Origin of the sequence: Stackebrandtia albiflava (genome assembly GCF_007994225.1) — a bacterium.
GTDB lineage: Bacteria > Actinomycetota > Actinomycetes > Mycobacteriales > Micromonosporaceae > Stackebrandtia > Stackebrandtia albiflava.
The window spans coordinates 27,602-43,111 of sequence record NZ_VLLL01000011.1; the positions used below are offsets into that span (position 1 = coordinate 27,602).

Annotated in this window: 17 protein-coding genes and 1 pseudogene; 14 read left to right on the forward strand and 4 right to left on the reverse strand. The window is 68.7% G+C overall.

Going from position 1 to position 15,510, the window contains the following annotated elements; translation table 11 throughout:
* Positions 1 to 43 precede the first annotated feature (43 nt).
* Together LX16_RS24655 and LX16_RS24660 are read right to left on the reverse strand one after the other, a co-directional pair.
* On the reverse strand, positions 44 to 988 hold the full coding sequence (locus LX16_RS24655; RefSeq protein ID WP_211354752.1) for a hypothetical protein: 945 nt from the start codon (positions 986 to 988) through the stop codon (positions 44 to 46).
* Entirely contained in the window at positions 982 to 1,542 is a 561-nt protein-coding gene (locus LX16_RS24660) for a hypothetical protein (RefSeq protein ID WP_147144220.1), read from the reverse strand. The genes LX16_RS24655 and LX16_RS24660 overlap by 7 nt, the downstream gene beginning before the upstream one ends.
* 134 nt (positions 1,543 to 1,676) lie before the next feature.
* Between LX16_RS24660 and LX16_RS28075 the strand changes: the two genes are divergently transcribed.
* The 5 genes from LX16_RS28075 to LX16_RS24680 all read left to right on the forward strand — a co-directional run bounded on the left by LX16_RS28075 (position 1,677) and on the right by LX16_RS24680 (position 5,043).
* Positions 1,677 to 2,411: a TrmH family RNA methyltransferase gene (locus LX16_RS28075; RefSeq protein WP_147144223.1), complete on the forward strand. Its 735-nt coding sequence runs from the start codon at positions 1,677 to 1,679 to the stop codon at positions 2,409 to 2,411.
* Between the two features lie 365 nt (positions 2,412 to 2,776).
* Entirely contained in the window at positions 2,777 to 2,932 is a 156-nt protein-coding gene (locus tag LX16_RS26960; protein ID WP_170283891.1) for a hypothetical protein, read from the forward strand.
* A 3-nt stretch (positions 2,933 to 2,935) separates the two neighbouring features.
* Positions 2,936 to 3,709, forward strand: coding sequence for a PH domain-containing protein (locus LX16_RS24670; RefSeq protein ID WP_147144226.1), 774 nt, complete (start codon positions 2,936 to 2,938; stop codon positions 3,707 to 3,709).
* Between the two features lie 116 nt (positions 3,710 to 3,825).
* Positions 3,826 to 4,215 carry a hypothetical protein gene (locus LX16_RS24675; RefSeq protein WP_147144229.1) on the forward strand — a complete coding sequence of 130 codons (390 nt, stop codon included), beginning with the start codon at positions 3,826 to 3,828 and terminating at the stop codon, positions 4,213 to 4,215.
* Positions 4,216 to 4,449: 234 nt separating this feature from the next.
* Positions 4,450 to 5,043, forward strand: coding sequence for a YqgE/AlgH family protein (locus tag LX16_RS24680; RefSeq protein ID WP_147144232.1), 594 nt, complete (start codon positions 4,450 to 4,452; stop codon positions 5,041 to 5,043).
* A 62-nt stretch (positions 5,044 to 5,105) separates the two neighbouring features.
* Here the strand turns inward: LX16_RS24680 and mca are convergent, their stop codons facing one another.
* A complete protein-coding gene (gene mca / locus LX16_RS24685) occupies positions 5,106 to 5,978 on the reverse strand; it encodes a mycothiol conjugate amidase Mca (RefSeq protein ID WP_147144234.1) in 873 nt (290 codons plus the stop codon).
* Between the two features lie 130 nt (positions 5,979 to 6,108).
* Between mca and LX16_RS26800 the strand changes: the two genes are divergently transcribed.
* From LX16_RS26800 to LX16_RS24730, 9 genes and pseudogenes are all read left to right on the forward strand, one after another.
* The gene (locus LX16_RS26800; protein ID WP_211354753.1) at positions 6,109 to 6,549 is read left to right on the forward strand and encodes a DUF4307 domain-containing protein; all 441 of its coding nucleotides are present in this window, start codon (positions 6,109 to 6,111) and stop codon (positions 6,547 to 6,549) included.
* A 97-nt stretch (positions 6,550 to 6,646) separates the two neighbouring features.
* A complete protein-coding gene (gene greA, locus LX16_RS24695) occupies positions 6,647 to 7,141 on the forward strand; it encodes a transcription elongation factor GreA (protein WP_147144240.1) in 495 nt (164 codons plus the stop codon).
* A gap of 78 nt (positions 7,142 to 7,219) precedes the next feature.
* Complete coding sequence (gene ilvA, locus LX16_RS24700; RefSeq protein WP_147144243.1) at positions 7,220 to 8,443, forward strand: threonine ammonia-lyase; 1,224 nt, start codon at positions 7,220 to 7,222, stop codon at positions 8,441 to 8,443.
* Positions 8,444 to 8,501: 58 nt separating this feature from the next.
* Entirely contained in the window at positions 8,502 to 9,191 is a 690-nt protein-coding gene (locus LX16_RS24705) for a uracil-DNA glycosylase (RefSeq protein WP_147144247.1), read from the forward strand.
* Between the two features lie 95 nt (positions 9,192 to 9,286).
* Complete coding sequence (locus LX16_RS24710) at positions 9,287 to 10,156, forward strand: hypothetical protein (protein WP_147144250.1); 870 nt, start codon at positions 9,287 to 9,289, stop codon at positions 10,154 to 10,156.
* A gap of 52 nt (positions 10,157 to 10,208) precedes the next feature.
* A pseudogene (locus LX16_RS24715) lies at positions 10,209 to 10,415 on the forward strand (hypothetical protein); the annotation flags it as partial.
* 238 nt (positions 10,416 to 10,653) lie between these two features.
* Positions 10,654 to 11,211 carry a hypothetical protein gene (locus tag LX16_RS24720; protein ID WP_147144256.1) on the forward strand — a complete coding sequence of 186 codons (558 nt, stop codon included), beginning with the start codon at positions 10,654 to 10,656 and terminating at the stop codon, positions 11,209 to 11,211.
* A 313-nt stretch (positions 11,212 to 11,524) separates the two neighbouring features.
* The gene (locus LX16_RS24725) at positions 11,525 to 13,363 is read left to right on the forward strand and encodes a phosphoenolpyruvate carboxykinase (GTP) (RefSeq protein WP_147144258.1); all 1,839 of its coding nucleotides are present in this window, start codon (positions 11,525 to 11,527) and stop codon (positions 13,361 to 13,363) included.
* 204 nt (positions 13,364 to 13,567) lie between these two features.
* The gene (locus LX16_RS24730; RefSeq protein WP_211354763.1) at positions 13,568 to 14,332 is read left to right on the forward strand and encodes an isoprenyl transferase; all 765 of its coding nucleotides are present in this window, start codon (positions 13,568 to 13,570) and stop codon (positions 14,330 to 14,332) included.
* A gap of 4 nt (positions 14,333 to 14,336) precedes the next feature.
* Here the strand turns inward: LX16_RS24730 and LX16_RS24735 are convergent, their stop codons facing one another.
* Positions 14,337 to 15,278: a hypothetical protein gene (locus LX16_RS24735; RefSeq protein ID WP_147144264.1), complete on the reverse strand. Its 942-nt coding sequence runs from the start codon at positions 15,276 to 15,278 to the stop codon at positions 14,337 to 14,339.
* Between the last annotated feature and the right edge of the window lie 232 nt (positions 15,279 to 15,510).

Below are 15,510 nucleotides of genomic sequence, written 5' to 3' on the forward strand. Positions count from 1 at the left end.
CGCCGGCACCGGTGGGACCGGTACCGGCGCGTACGTCCGGGTCTCAGGCAGTGACGGGCCGTGTGTCGGGTTGCTGCGGCGGGCGGCCGGTGGCCACCGTGTGCGGGTCCTTGCCGAGCGCCCGCATGATCGCCTGCACCGGTTTCTCCAGCGGCAGGAACGCCGCCATCGCGATCAGGTGCGGTACGAAGGCGATCGTGACGGTCAGGAACACCACCAGGTGGAACGAGTAGAAGAAGGCCACGATCCAGTACCGCAGTCGCTGCGAGACGACGAACACCACCGGGCTGAACAGCTCGAACAGCAGGATCCCGAACTGCGCCAGCACCAGCATCCCGGGCACCTTCAGCATCCACGTCGCCGCGATCGTTCCGCGCCGCATGACGGCCCGGGTCATGGTGGAGCCGGTGAGCCATGCGAATCCGCCGTACCGCAGTTTCGCCAGCGCGGCCAGGAAGTAGGTGGCGACGACGGCGAGTTGCGTGGTGCGCAGTGCCCAGCCGCCGCTCTCCGACAGCGTCGGGTCGCCCTGCCGGGCACGCCCGACGAACGGCACGACGGCCAGCGCGATGAGGAACCCGAACCGGTCGTGGTCGACCTTCCCGTAGCTCATCGCGATGATCATCCACTCGGTGAACAGCAGGAACACCAGGAAACCGAAGATCTGGGGCCGCCAACGGCCGATCTTGGGGTTCCAGCCGGTCGCGGCGATCGGGGCCAGCACGACCATCGCCCAGAACAGCCCGTGGACGAGCCCGGGTGTGGGTACCGGCAGGTGGAGGAAGTCCGCTATGTACAGCGGCATGTAGAGGTTGCCGGGGGCTCCGGCGTGCCCGTACACCCAGTGCGTGAACATCGTGATGTCGGCCAGGATGTACAGGTACAGCAGGGTCCGGAAGGCCGCGATGCGACCGTAGGGGACCGGGGCGGTCGCCCAGTGCAGGAGTCGCCGTCCGATGCCGCGGCGTGGCGCGGTGGCGGTCACCATGACGAGAACCCCCGTTCGCAGGAGAGCGGACTGAGTGACCCGTCGGTCGGCGGAGGCACCTCGTCCTCGTACCAGGAGGCCGCGAGTACCGTGTCGCACTCGCCGGTCAGCGACCCGTCCTCCAGTTGGTAGTTGGACACGAGGATCTCCACGGCGATCAACTTCGGCTTGTGCGGCCCGTGATGGTGGTAGGCGTCGGCCAGCGTCTTGACCAGCATCGGGTCCTCGGCCATCTTGTCGCGTTGTCCGTCGACCTCGGCCCAGCGGATGCCGGAGTTCTCCTGGGACAGCAGCATGCGCTGCCCGTTCTCGTTGACGGCCTCCACGCGGAGGATCTCGATGACACCGTTGGGATCGGCGGCGGTGGCGAACATCCGCATCGGGGCGAACGGGAACCACGAGTCGTTGCCCCAGGCCGTGGTCGCGAACATGACCAGGGCGCACACCGTGGTCACCGCGAGTGCGGTGACACGGGCGCCCAGGCGCATCCTCACGACGGGCGGAGTCGACTCGGCCGTCGCTTCGCCGGTGGCGTCGGGGGAGTCGGTTGGCATCCTGGCAGGTTACCGTGCCGGTTCCGCGGTGCCGAACCGTCCCCGAGGCCGCGAACCGCCCGGCCGGCCGGGTCGCGCGGCGGTGATCCGGCACGTCTCGTCGTCGCCGCGACTCGCCTGCTTAAGCTGGCGGTATGAGCGGGGAACCGGAGGACGACGTCGCGCGTCGCTGGCGGTGGGCCGAGCCGGGGGCGGTCCTGTTGGACGGTTTCCACGCGGTCAAGCACGCCGTGCGGTTCGGCGCCCGGCTGCGCTGTGTCGTGGCGGTGGACCCGGAGGGGACGGCCGGCCTGGCGGCGGACCTGGCCCCGGACGTGGCCGCGCCGCTGCGGGAGTCGGCGGTGCGGGTGTCGGCGCGGCTGCTCCGGGAGCTGGTGTCGCGGCCGCACCCGACGGCGGTGGCGGCGTTGGCGGACCGTCCGGAGCCGGTGGCGGCCGGGCGTGTCGCGCCGACGGTGCTGCTGGACAACCCGCGCCACCTCGGCAACGTGGGCGCGGTGGTACGGGTGGTGGCGGGGTTCGGGGCTGCGGGGGTCCTCACCACCGGGGACATGGATCCGTGGCATCCGCAGGTGGTGAGGTCGGCGGCGGGACTGCACTTCGCGACCGGCGTGGCGCGCACCGGGCTCGAACGGCTGCCGCGGGGGCCGCTGCTGGCGTTGGACGCCGGAGGTGAGGACATCCGGTCGGTGGCGATCCCCGACGACGCGGTGCTGGCCTTCGGTTCGGAACGGCGGGGCCTGTCGGAGCGGGTGTGGGCGCGGGCGGACGGCGTGTTGTCGCTGCCGATGCGGGACGGCGTGTCCAGTTACAACCTCGCGACCAGCGTCGCGATGGTCCTGTTCCACTGGTCCACCCGGGCGCGATAACCGGCGGCTGTTCCACGATCGGGTTCACTGACGGTTATCCGACACTCCACCATCACACCAGGTCACGGATCCGAGGCGGCCCAGCGATTGCCCGACTTACGGCTTTCGGGTGATTTAGGATGGCCGTTGGTCGTTACGGTGCGTACTCGGGGGTGCGCTCGGGGCGAAAGGGGGCTAACCTGGATACGGCCGAACCCATGGGAAGGGACAGCCGTGGCCGTAGATTTGACGATTGACATCAAGTGCGCCAACACGACAGAAGTTGTACGCTCTGGGGTGTCCACGAATCCCGGTGGCTGCCAATACATCGAGGCTAGTGGCCATTGTGGTTCGATCGAGACGCCATGGGAGGGGGTTCGCCCGACATGAAAAAGATACTGACCTGGGGTGGCATTGCGTTCCTGGTCTTCTTCGTAGCCTTCCGGCCCGAAAGCGCCGGCAACGTCGTCACGACGATTGTCGGAAGCATCGGAGACATCGGCCGGGGCTTCGCCACGTTCATCTCCAGTCTTGTCGCCTGATCCATGTCCGATGCCGACAAGCAGATCGGCGGTGACCCGGATTTCCGGGTCACCGAGCCGGTCGATCCTCCGAATCAGCGAAGGCCCACCGAGAGCGCCGCTCCGGACATAGCCGAGGACGACCTCACCGGCTTTCGCTTCGACGCCTCCGGTTCCCCGTTGGGTCCGTCGACGCTTCCCGTCCCGGACGTGCCGTCGCCGTTGTCGGCGCGGTACCTGTTCCCCACCGAGAAGTACCGCGGCGAGTGGCGCCGCCACTGGATCCACCTCATGCCCGTGATCGTCATCGGTGTGCTCGCCACGTTTATCGGCGGCTACGCCATCGGCCTGCTCGGCAAGGGCGGCGTCGGCGCGGCGGGGCCGGAGTTCGCGGTCACCGCCGTGGTGGTCGTCTACCTGGCCGTCCTGTCGTGGGTGGCGTGGAAGATCGCCGACTGGTACTTCGACCGGTTCATCCTGACCAACAAGCGGGTCATGGTCATCAGCGGGATCATCACCCGCAAGGTCGCCATGATGCCGTTGTTGCGCGTCACCGACATGAAGTACGAGCAGTCGCCGTTGGGTCGGATGATGAACTACGGCACCTTCGTGATGGAGTCCGCCGGTCAGGACCAGGCGTTGCGCGAGGTCAAGCACCTTCCCGACCCGAACGAGCTGTATCTCCAGATCTGTGAGGAGATGTACGAGCCGGAGGCCGTCGAGGCCCGCGACAAGGTCGACGAGGAGGCGCTCGACGCCGAGTTGGAGACCGACAGCGCCCGCGGCGGCGACGCCTGACGTCCCGGCATCCGGACGTCGCGCTCACTTTCCGGTACCGATCGATGACGCGGTCTTTACATCGGCCGGGTCCACGCGGATCATGGGTGGGGACTTCCAGGTGAGGAGGCCCTGCCATGGTGACGGGTGCGGACGCCGCAGACCGGGACGCGGCCGGTATCTCGCGGCTGGAACAGCTCGTGCGCGGTCCCTGCGACCGGCAGTGGCGGGCACGGGTGGAGGCCGGGCTTCGCGCGTTGCGGGCGTGGCTGGCGGGGCAGGACGGCCTCGACGGGCAGGTGCGCGCGGATTCGCCCCGCATGATGTACCTGGCGCGCAGGCTGGACAGGCAGCGAGGCCATCTCGACGGCGACGTGGAACGGCTGCGGCGCACGTTGTGGGCCGGGACACCGGCGCAGTTGGAGACGATGCTGTGGCAGGTGGTACGTGAGGCGCGGCTGTACCGGCGTGGTGTCGCGGAGTTGCTGTACCAGACGTACGAGGTGGACCTCGGGGGCGAGCGCTGAGTCGGTGTGGCGGTGTCCCCCCGTGGCGGGCGTGTCGTACCGCGACAGTATGTTGTGGACGACGGCCCGTCGCCGGATTCGCCCCGTTTCCCGCGTGTGCGCCCTATGTCGGATAGTTGACGGATTCGTGGCCAATCCCGAATAAAGTGCGAGACGCTGTTTGCATCAACGACCGGATTCGATAGCGTGCGGGGGAAAACGTGAACGGTCGCCCATAGGGAGGAGGTCAAGGCAATGGCATCGCAGGAACCGGGCATGGTGGAGCACCAGGCTCCCGAATCCCTGGTGGGACGGCTGTTGGTTGCCACGCCCGCCTTGCAGGATCCCAACTTCGAGCGCACCGTGGTGCTCTTGGTGGGAAGCGAGCCCTCGGGATCACTGGGGGTGGTGCTCAACCGGGCCACGGAGGTGCCGGTCGCCGACGTCCTCGGCGACTGGGGTCGGCTCGCTCAGGAGCCGGCGGTGTTGTTCGAGGGCGGCCCGGTGCAGCCGGAGGCCGCGATCGCCCTGGGATGGGCGCGGAACGGCGCCGGTGAGGCCGACTGCTTCAAACCCTTCGCCGGTCGACTGGGCACAGTGGACCTCGGTGCGGACCCGGACGTCCTCACCCGTACCCTCGACGGGATGCGGGTGTTCGCCGGATACGCCAGTTGGGGTCCCGGGCAGCTCGACGGCGAGATCGAGGAGGGCGCCTGGATGGTGTTCGACTCACTGCCCAGCGACCCGTTCGCCTCCCGGCCGGAGGACCTGTGGCCGATGGTGTGGCGCAGGCAGGGCGGCCTGCTCGCCGCCATCGCGATGTACCCCCCGGACCCGAGCCACAACTGACCCGTCGCCGGTGACGCGCGGCCGGTCCGGGCGCGTCGTGGCGTCCCGAACCGGCCGCCACGTCACCGCAGGCCGGCGAACAGGTCGTCCTCGGGGAGCCGGGACGGCACCAGCGACTTCACCAACTCGTAGTCCTCGGTCGGCCACGCCTTCTGCTGCAACTCCATGGGGACCTGGAACCAGAAGCCGTCCGGGTCGACCTGGGTCGCGTGGGCGCGCAGCGCGTCGTCGCGGACCGGGAAGTACTCCGAACAGTCCACTTTGGTGGTGACGCGTTCGCCCTTGTCGTCGGTCCAGTCGCGGTTGGCGAGCCAGTCGGCGTAAGGCGACTCCAGCCCCTCGGCCAGCATCGCCTCGTGCAGCGCGGTCATGCGCGCCCGTCCGAACGACATGTGGTAGTACAGTTTGGACGGCTTCCACGGTTCACCGAACTCACGGTAACGATCGGGGTCACCCGCCGCCTCGAACGCCTCCATGGTGATCACGTGGGTCTTGATGTGATCGGGATGGGGATACCCGCCGTCCTCGTCGTACGTCACGACGACCTGCGGCTTGAACTGGCGGATCAGCCGCACCAGCGGTGCCGCGGCGACCTCCAGCGGTTCCAGGTAGAAGCAGTCCTCGGGGAGCGCGATGTCGGAGTCGGGGAGCCAACCCTCCGGCAGACCGGAGTCGACGAACCCGAGCCACGCCTGCTTCACACCCAGGATCTCGCGGGCGCGGTCCATCTCGCCCGCCCGGATCGAGGCGATGTCGCGCCACACCTCCGGGCGGTCCATCTTCTTGTTGAGCACGCTGCCGCGCTCGCCACCGGTACAGGTGGCCACCAGTACGTCCACGCCCTCGGTGACGTACTTCGCCATCGTGGCGGCACCCTTGCTGGACTCGTCGTCGGGGTGAGCGTGGACACACATCAAGCGCAGTTGCTCTGTCATGCGTTGGTACCTTCACAGTAGGGCCGGTCAGAACGGTCCGGTCGGAGACCGGCGGTTGTGTGAAACAACCGTCTGTCACAATCGATTCTTCCCGAACGGTACGACGAGTCATCAGGAACAGGCGGTGATCATGGACGAGACGCGCACCACTTCCGTGCGGTTTCCTCCGGGCCGCTACGGACGGCGTCGTCCCGACACGGGAGCCGGCACCGGCCTCACGGGGCGAAGGCCCTCCGCCTGGTTGACCGGGCTCGCGGCACTCGCCGTCGTGATCGCGGGGGTGGCGATCTCGCTCAAGCTGTACGACCAGTACGGGGACCGGGAATACCACGGTCAGGTACTGGCGTTCGACACCGCCGAGGAATCGGTGTCGATCACCTTCGAGGTGTTCAAGCCGGCCGGAGAGCCGGCCGTCTGCCGAGTGCGAGCCAGGTCGGCGGACGGCGCGCAGGTCGGCATGGCCGAGGTGTCCATCACCGCCCGGGAGTCCCACGTCACCGTGGAGTACGTCCTGGAGACCACTGGCAAACCGGTCACCGGCGAACTTCAACGCTGTTACGCCGCCGAATAGCACCGGTCGATCGCGGCGATCACCTGTCCGGCAGTTCGGGCGGCGGTTCCGCGCATCAAGAATCCGATTAATCAACACTTCCGTCCGGGAGGATGCGATCGTGTCTCAGAACAATTCCGGGGCGTGGCTGTCCAAAGACGCCCACGACCGACTCACCGCAGAACTCGAGGAGCTCATCGCGTCACGTCCGGCCATGGCCGCCGAGATCAACGCCCGCCGGGAGGAGGGCGACCTGCGGGAGAACGGCGGTTACCACGCCGCCAAGGAGGAGCAGGGCAAGATGGAGTCCCGGATCCGCTACCTCCAGGACTTCCTGCGCACGGCGCAGGTCGGCGATGCCCCCTCGGCCAACGAGGTCGCCGCGGGCAGCGTCGTGACCGTCGCCTTCGACGACGACCCCGACGACACCGAGACGTTCCTCCTCGGTTCCCGGGAGATCGCCGCCACCACGGACCTGACCGTCTACAGTCCGGAGTCGGCGCTGGGCGCGGCCATCCTCGGCCACGCCGAGGGCGACACCGTCACCTACGCCACGCCGACCGGTGCCCAGATGAAGGTCACCATCGTCAAGCTCGCACAGTTCGAGGGCTGACCAGTCCCGGCCGCCGGTGGACCACCGGCGGCCGGTGAACCGCCGGATCACGGATCGTCCTCTGGCATGATCACCGCTATGACGCCATTGGTCACCGTCGAGGAGGTCCGTCAGGCGCGCCGCACGCTCACCGGCGTGGTGCGCACGACCCCCATGGAGCCGTCCCGGGGGCTGACCGGCATCACCGGACCGGTGTACTACAAGTGCGAGAACGTGCAACGCGCCGGGGCGTACAAGGTGCGGGGCGCGTACGTGCGGCTCAGCCGCCTCGACCACGCCCAGCGGGCACGCGGCGTCGTCGCCGCCAGCGCCGGGAACCACGCGCAGGGAGTCGCCGTCGCCGCCGGGGAGCTCGGCATCCGCGCCACCGTCTTCATGCCGCAGGGCGCCCCGCTGCCGAAGGTCGCCGCCACCCGCGGATACGGCGCCACCGTCGAACTCGTCGGCTCCTCGGTGGAGGACGCCCTCGCCGCCGCCCAGGACTTCGCCGCACGCACCGGCGCCGAGTTCATCCACCCGTTCGACCACCCCGACGTCATCGCCGGGCAGGGCACCGTGGCGTTGGAGGTGTTCGAACAGTGCCCGGAGGTCAGGACGATCATCGCCGGGGTCGGCGGTGGCGGGCTCATCTCCGGCATCGGTGTCGCCGCCAAGGCGCTGCGCCCGGACGTGCGGGTGGTCGGTGTCCAGGCGCACGGTTCGGCCGCCTACCCGCCGTCGCTGCGCGCCGGGAACCCGGTCGGCCTGTCGGAATCGGCGACGATGGCCGACGGGATCCGGGTCGCCCGGCCCGGTGACGTGACCTTCCCGCACGTCCGCGACCTCGTCGACGACGTGGTCACGGTCTCCGAGGAGGAGATATCGCAGGCCGTACTGCTCCTGTTGGAACGCAACAAGCTGCTGGTGGAACCGGCCGGCGCGGTCGGGGTGGCGGCCCTGCTGGCCAAGGCGGTCGTGGCCGAACCGCCCGTCGTGGTGGTCCTGTCGGGCGGCAACATCGACCCGTTGCTGCTGCTGCGGCTCATCGAACACGGCCTGGCCGCCTCGGGCCGGTTCCTGCGTTTCACGGTCCGCTGCTCCGACCGGCCGGGCGTGTTGGCCGCCATCCTCGGCATGATCGCCGAACGCGGCGGCAACGTCATCGACGTCATGCACCAGCGTTACGACCCGCGTCTCGCGGTCGGTGAGGTGGCGGTGGCGTTGTCGGTGGAGACCCGCGGCGAGGACCACGCCGCCCACCTGTCGGCCGCGCTGCGGGACGCGGGATACCGCCTGTCGTTCCAGTCGGTCGCCAGCCAGTGAACCGTTCGCACCGGCGGTCCGTCGGGGATGTCGCCCCCGTCCTCTACGCTTTACAGCCGTGGTGAAAGCATTGCATGAAATCGTGGAACCGGGCTGGGCCAAGGCATTGGAGCCGGTCGCTGATCAGATCACGGCGATGGGCGAGTTCCTGCGCGCGGAGCTGGCGGAGGGACGTAGCTACCTGCCCGCCGGTGAGAACGTGTTGCGGGCGTTCACCCAGCCGTTCGACAGGGTCCGGATCCTGATCGTCGGCCAGGACCCCTACCCCACGCCGGGACACGCCGTCGGGCTCAGCTTCTCGGTCGCTCCGGACGTGCGGCCGCTGCCCAAGAGCCTTGTCAACATCTTCAAGGAGTACGCGGCCGACCTGGGACACCCGCTGCCGACCAACGGCGACCTGACGCCGTGGGCGGACCAGGGGGTGCTGCTCCTCAACCGTGCCCTGACCACCGCGCCCGGCAAACCCGGCGCGCACAAGAACAAGGGCTGGGAGAAGGTCACCGAACAGGCGATCCGGGCGCTCGCCGAGCGCGGTGGACCGTTGGTCGCGATCCTGTGGGGCCGAGACGCCCGCAACCTGCGTCCGCTGCTGGAGCCGGTGCCCTGCATCGAGTCCGCGCACCCGAGCCCGCTGTCGGCGCGCAGCGGCTTCTTCGGGTCCACACCGTTCAGCCGCGCCAACACGCTGCTGGTGGAGCAGGGCGGCGAACCGATCGACTGGCGGCTGCCCTCGCCGGAGGACACCTGATCCTCAATGGATTGAAATCGCTTGATCGCATAGGGTGACGGCGCCGTGGGATTCCCCCTCACGGCGCCGTCTCCGCGATCAAGGAGCCCACATCGGTGGTCACCGTCGAACACGAAACCCTCATAGAACTGTTCCGTACCGCGAAACCACTCGCCCTCGACCTGCTTCAACAGGTGTACGGCTTGTCCGTACCCGAATACACCGACCTCCGCGACGAATCCGAAAGCTGCGGTGAGGTCGTCCCGGTGGAGCGCCGGGCCGATTCGGTGCAGACCCTCCGCGACGGCTCCGGCAGGGCGCGCATGGCGCTGATCCTGGAGGTCCAGCGGAAGTACCGCGTCGAGAAGTGGCCCAGCCTGCTGGCGTACGTATCCGCCGCCGCGAACCGGTACCGATGCCCGGTGGTGTTGTTGCTGCTGTGCCCCGACGACAAGGAGGCACGCGAGTTCCGCACCGTCAGGGACTTCGGGTACGGCAAGGTCACGCTCGAACCGGTGGTCGTCTCCTACCGAGACGTACCGTTGATCAAGGACGTCACCGAGGCGACGGCTCACATCGGGCTGGCGATGCTGTCGGCCCTGGCCCACGGCCACCGGGCGGACGAGGGCGAAACCGCGTTGAACGCGCTGGCGGCGGCGTTCGACACGGTCGACATCGGCGCCGCCACCCAATACTCTGATCTCATGCTCGCCTCTCTCGAGGGGTTGGCGCAGGCGCACTGGAGGGAACTGATGGCATCGGGCACGTACACGTACCAGAACGAATACGCGCGCGAGTTGATCGCGGCCGGCGAGGCCCGGGGCGAGGCGAAGCTGTTCCTGAAGCTGCTGGCCAAACGAGGCCTGGAGGTGTCGCCGCAGCGGCGGGAGCAGATCGAGTCGTGCACCGACGCCGGACAGGTGGAGGAGTGGTTCGACCGCGCGCTGACGGCCCGGTCGATCGACGAGGTGTTCGACGGCGAGTGATCCCGGTTGCTCCGGTGAGGTGTCACCCCCCTTCGGGGGGTAGCGTGAAGGCGTGATCGAGATCCTGGCCGACGGCGTGAACAACTTCGGCGACACCCGAGGCGGCGGGCTTGCCGGGCCCACCGGCCTGTTCATCATCCTCGTGCTGGCCGTGGCGACCGTCCTGCTGATCAGGAACATGAACAAGCGCCTCAAACGGCTCCCCGCCGAGTTCCCCGCGATGGAACGCCGCGCGGACACCGAGACCGACCGCACCGACGACTGACCCGCGACGACACCGACGCCCCGCACCGCACAGGTGCGGGGCGTTCTGCGTGTCCACCGATCCACGCGCCGGGAAACGGACTCCGGGGACCGGTGGGCGTTGACGGGACGACACGTGGGAAACCAGCCGTTCGGGGGAGTGTCCCCGAACGAACAACGACTGTAATCTTGTAAGCGTCGATACGGCGTATACCGAGGACGTGGCCCGGTCGCCGCGCTGACTGGAGGCTGCGATGCAACAACGAGACAACACCGGTTCCTGGCGCTACGCCGACGTCCCGTACGCCGACGACGCCGCGATGTGGATCGCCGGCCGCCTGCCCGACGACTGGTTCATCGCACCGCCCGAGGTGTCCGCAGACCGGGACGAACTCATCGTCATCGGTCGACTGGAGACCCCCGACTACGAACCCGACGCCACCGACGCCGACCGCGCCGCCGCGGAGGAGAGCCGCATCAGTCGGTTCCGGGAGGCCACCCGCGACCACCGGGTCCGCATCTCCCAACAGATTCAGCACCGCTACCAGCGTCGCGCCAGTTGGGGCGCCGCCTGCGGTGACACCCGGATCGTCTTCACCCACCAGACCGTGCCGGTCATGTCGCGGCTGCGGCAACCGGAACGGCAGGTCCTCGACACCCTCGTCGACTCCGGAGTCGCCCGCTCCCGGTCCGACGCGTTGTCGTGGTGCGTCCGCCTGGTGGGCGAACACGCCGACTCCTGGCTGGCCGAACTCCGGTCGGCGATGGAGGGAGTGGACGAACTGCGACGACAGGGACCCAACATCACCTGAGGTCCGTCGCGGTACCGCCACACAGCGTCGACGCCGTTCTCGCGCCGGGAGGGGAGCACGAGGGCGGCGTCCGCCGTGTGTGTGACGCGTTCTGCGCATCCGTGCGCGAGGATGCGTGATCATGTACCACTTTTCGCGCAAAGCTGCTCATGTACACATCGGGTGCCGCGGCGACGCCGAATTGTCGAGGTTTATGGGCTTTTGCCGCCCCGCGGTCCCGGCATCCGGGCATACCCTGTCGGCAGTCATGCGACGTCGCGGTAACCGTCCGGTGCCCGCGTCCGTCCGCCGCCGTCAACAAAGGAGCAACCGAATGAGCGCACCGGTCGCGATCCAGGGACTGGACACCACCGCCACGACACATCCCGGGTTGCTTTCCTGGGTCGCCGAGATGGCCACGCTGACCACCCCGGACCGGGTCGTGTGGTGCGACGGCTCCGACGCCGAATGGCGCCGCCTCACCGATCAACTCGTGGAGGCGGGCACGCTCGTGCGCCTCGACGAGAAGCACAAGCCCAACTCGTTCTGGGCACGCACCGACCCCTCCGACGTGGCGCGCGTCGAGGAACGCACCTTCATCTGCTCGGAACGCGAATCCGACGCCGGCCCCACCAACAACTGGATGGCGCCCCACGAGATGAAGCAGACCATGACGGAGCTGTACCGCGGCTGCATGCGGGGCCGCACCATGTACGTCATCCCGTTCTGCATGGGACCGCTCACCGCGGAGAAACCGATGTTCGGTGTGGAGTTGACCGACTCCGCCTACGTGGTCGCCAGTATGCGGATCATGGCCCGGATGGGATCGGAGGTACTGGCGGCCATGGGCGACACGGCGGAGTTCGTGCCGGCCATGCACTCCATCGGCGCACCGCTGGAACCCGGCGAGGCGGACGTGGCGTGGCCGTGCAGCCAGACCAAGTACATCTCCCACTTCCCCGAGACCCGCGAGATCTGGTCGTACGGGTCCGGATACGGCGGTAACTCGCTGCTGGGCAAGAAGTGCTTCTCGCTGCGCATCGGCTCCGTCATGGGACGCGACGAGGGCTGGCTCGCCGAGCACATGCTCATCCTGCGGCTGACCAGCCCCGCCGGCAAGGTCTACCACATCACCGGCGCGTTCCCCAGTGCGTGCGGCAAGACCAACCTGGCGATGCTGGAACCCACCATCCCCGGATGGAAGGTCGAGACGCTCGGCGACGACATCGCGTGGATGCGGTTCGGGGAGGACGGCCGTCTCTACGCCGTCAACCCGGAGTACGGCCTGTTCGGGGTCGCCCCGGGCACCGACTACACCACCAACCCCAACGCGATGCGCACCATCGCCAAGGGCAACTCGCTGTTCACGAACGTGGCGTTGACCGACGACGGCGACATCTGGTGGGAGGGCATGGGCGAACCGCCCGCGCACCTCACCGACTGGAAGGGCCGGGACTGGACCCCCGACTCCGACGAGCCGTCGTCCCACCCCAACAGCCGGTTCTGCACCCCGATCACGCAGTGCCCGATCCTGGCCGACGCCTACGACGACCCCCGGGGCGTCCCGATCGACGCCATCCTCTTCGGTGGCCGCCGCGCCGGCACGATCCCGCTGGTGAGCCAGTCCCGCGACTGGAACCACGGCGTCTTCCAGGGGGCGACGTTGTCCTCGGAGACGACCGCCGCCGCCGTGGGCAAGGTCGGTGTCGTGCGGCGCGACCCGATGGCGATGCTGCCGTTCATCGGCTACCACGCCGGTGACTACTTCTCGCACTGGATTGACATGGGCAAGGGTCCGGCGGGCGGCGGTGACGCCGACCGGCTGCCGAAGATCTTCTACGTGAACTGGTTCCGCCGCGGCGAGGACGGCCGGTTCCTGTGGCCGGGGTTCGGTGAGAACAGCCGGGTCCTCAAGTGGGTGGTGGAACGCCTGGAGGGCACCGCCGAGGCCCGCGAGACGCCGGTCGGTTTCGTGCCCACCCCGGAGGCGTTGGACACCGACGGCCTCGACATCTCACGCGACGACCTCGTCGCCGCGCTCGCGGTGGACCCGGAGGAGTGGCGCGCCGAGCTGCCCTCCATCAACGAGTGGTTCGAACGCTTCGGTGACAAGCTGCCGGGCGTGCTGTGGGCCGAGCTCGACGCGTTGAAGGCGCGGCTGGCGAACGACTGAGCGGATCCGACCGAGCCGAACGCGCACGTGGTCGGCCATGCGACCGTGGGGAGACCGGACCGGGGTGTGATCCGGCGGCCCATCGACGGTCGGGTGGCCGACCACGTCATCGTGGGGCAATGTGCCCATTCCCGGCCAATGGTGAGAGACCGGGCCACCCCCGGCGAGATCACCGTACGCGGACTACGCTTACCTGCTGTGGCGATGCGTGATCTGCTGTACCGGCTCTACGAGAAGCGACTGGCCGCCAAGCTGGCGGGCGGGCCGCTCCCGGCGCATGTCGGGGTGATGGTGGACGGCAACCGCCGGTGGGCCAAGGACATGGGTTTCGTCAATCCGAACGACGGCCACCGGGAGGGCGCCGAACACATCAAGCGCCTGTTGCGCTGGTGCGACGAGGCCGGAGTCCGGCACGTCACGATCTGGCTGTTGTCCACAGAGAACATGGGGCGGCCGGCGGTCGAGCTGGAGCCGCTGTTGCAGATAATCCAGGACCTCGCCGTCGAGCTCGCCGAAGCCGGGCAGCCGTGGCGGCTTCGGACCATCGGAGCGCTCGACCTGCTACCCGCCCACCACGCCTCCGCGATCAAGCGGGCCGCCGAGAGCACAGTGGACCGTACCGACGGCGCGGTCGTCAACCTCGCCATCTGCTACGGCGGCCACCGCGAGATCACCGACGCGGTCCGCGCCCTGCTGCACGAGTACGACAGGCGCGGCAAGACCCTCCACGAGGTCGCCGACGAGCTCGAGGCGCAGGACATCGCCGACCACCTCTACCTGAAGGACCAGCCCGCCCCCGACCTGCTCATCCGCACCAGCGGCGAGCAGCGGCTGTCGGGGTTCCTGCTGTGGCAGTCGGCGTACTCGGAGTTCTACTTCTGCGACCTCAACTGGCCCGACTTCCGGCGCGTCGACTTCCTCCGCGCCCTACGGTCCTACTCCTCCCGCCAACGCCGCTACGGCGTCTGAGCCGTCAGAACCGTCTTCCGGTCTCGGCCCAACACCGAGTGAGCCATCCCGCCACGAACGCCGGCGAACAGAAGACGGGCCCGACCACGATGGATATCGCCGTGCCCTGGTCCCACACCTCGTTGTTGAAGCCGGGCGGCCCCTGGTGTTCCGCGCTCACTCCCGCCAGGCCCAGCAACAGGAGCATGCTGAGGCCGACGAGACCGCCCGAGATGAGTAGAAGACGTGGCGAGGGAGGCCCGAGCCGTCGCACCTCGGTGCCGCCGTCGCCATCCTTGCGCGCGTCCCATTCCTCGTACCACCAGAACAACCACAGGAAGAAGCCCATCGCGAACGCTCCTGTCCACGCGATCGGCCAGTCGGTCAGCCACGAGTGTTGTTCGGGAGAGTCGGTGAAGAAGACTCCGAGTTCGGGCCGTCCGGCCACCTGATAGGCGAAGAGCCGGTGATCCTCGGGGGCGACCCCACGGGGATCGTATGCGAGTTCAACGGTCTGGGTCACGGTCCGGCGGTCACTGCCGTCGGGTACCACCGCGGTCATCAGGAACTCGTAGGTGGTGCGGCGGCCGCCATGGACATCGACGTCACCGATCTCCACGACCTCCACCGGGACGGCGACCGGACCCGCCGATGCGAACTCCGACCAGCCCGGCAGGTGAAGGGACGTGTTGAGCCCGATGGACAGCCACGCCGTCAGCCCCAGGTAGTAGACGAAACGCACCGCCCGTCGGCGTCGAGGCCACCATCGCCGCTGCACCTGACCCGGTGGTACGTGCCGGGCCAGAAGCAGCCATGCGACGACGGCGAGTACCCCCACCACCATGGACCACAGCGCGATCGGGACGGGAGCGCGGTGTCCCAGCGCCACGAGGTTCGCGGTGACGCAGACCGAGAACGCCGCCACGGCGACGACGGCGACCAGCCGTCGTGTGAGCCGAGTCGACATCATCGGATTCCTCGGAGTTCATGCCGGGGCGATGGGGCGAGACCGTGGTGCGCCCGAGGCCGGGTTCGCCACGGGTCCCGGGCGATCCGACGATCGACGTGGCGAGCCGGCGGTGCGGTGGGATCGTTCGGCGGGATCGGGCGGGAGCCCGCCGGCACGTAGGTCGCGTGGGTCATTCTGCTCCCGGGGCATGGCATGAGGGGATGCGCGTGCCGGGGCGCATCACCATTAT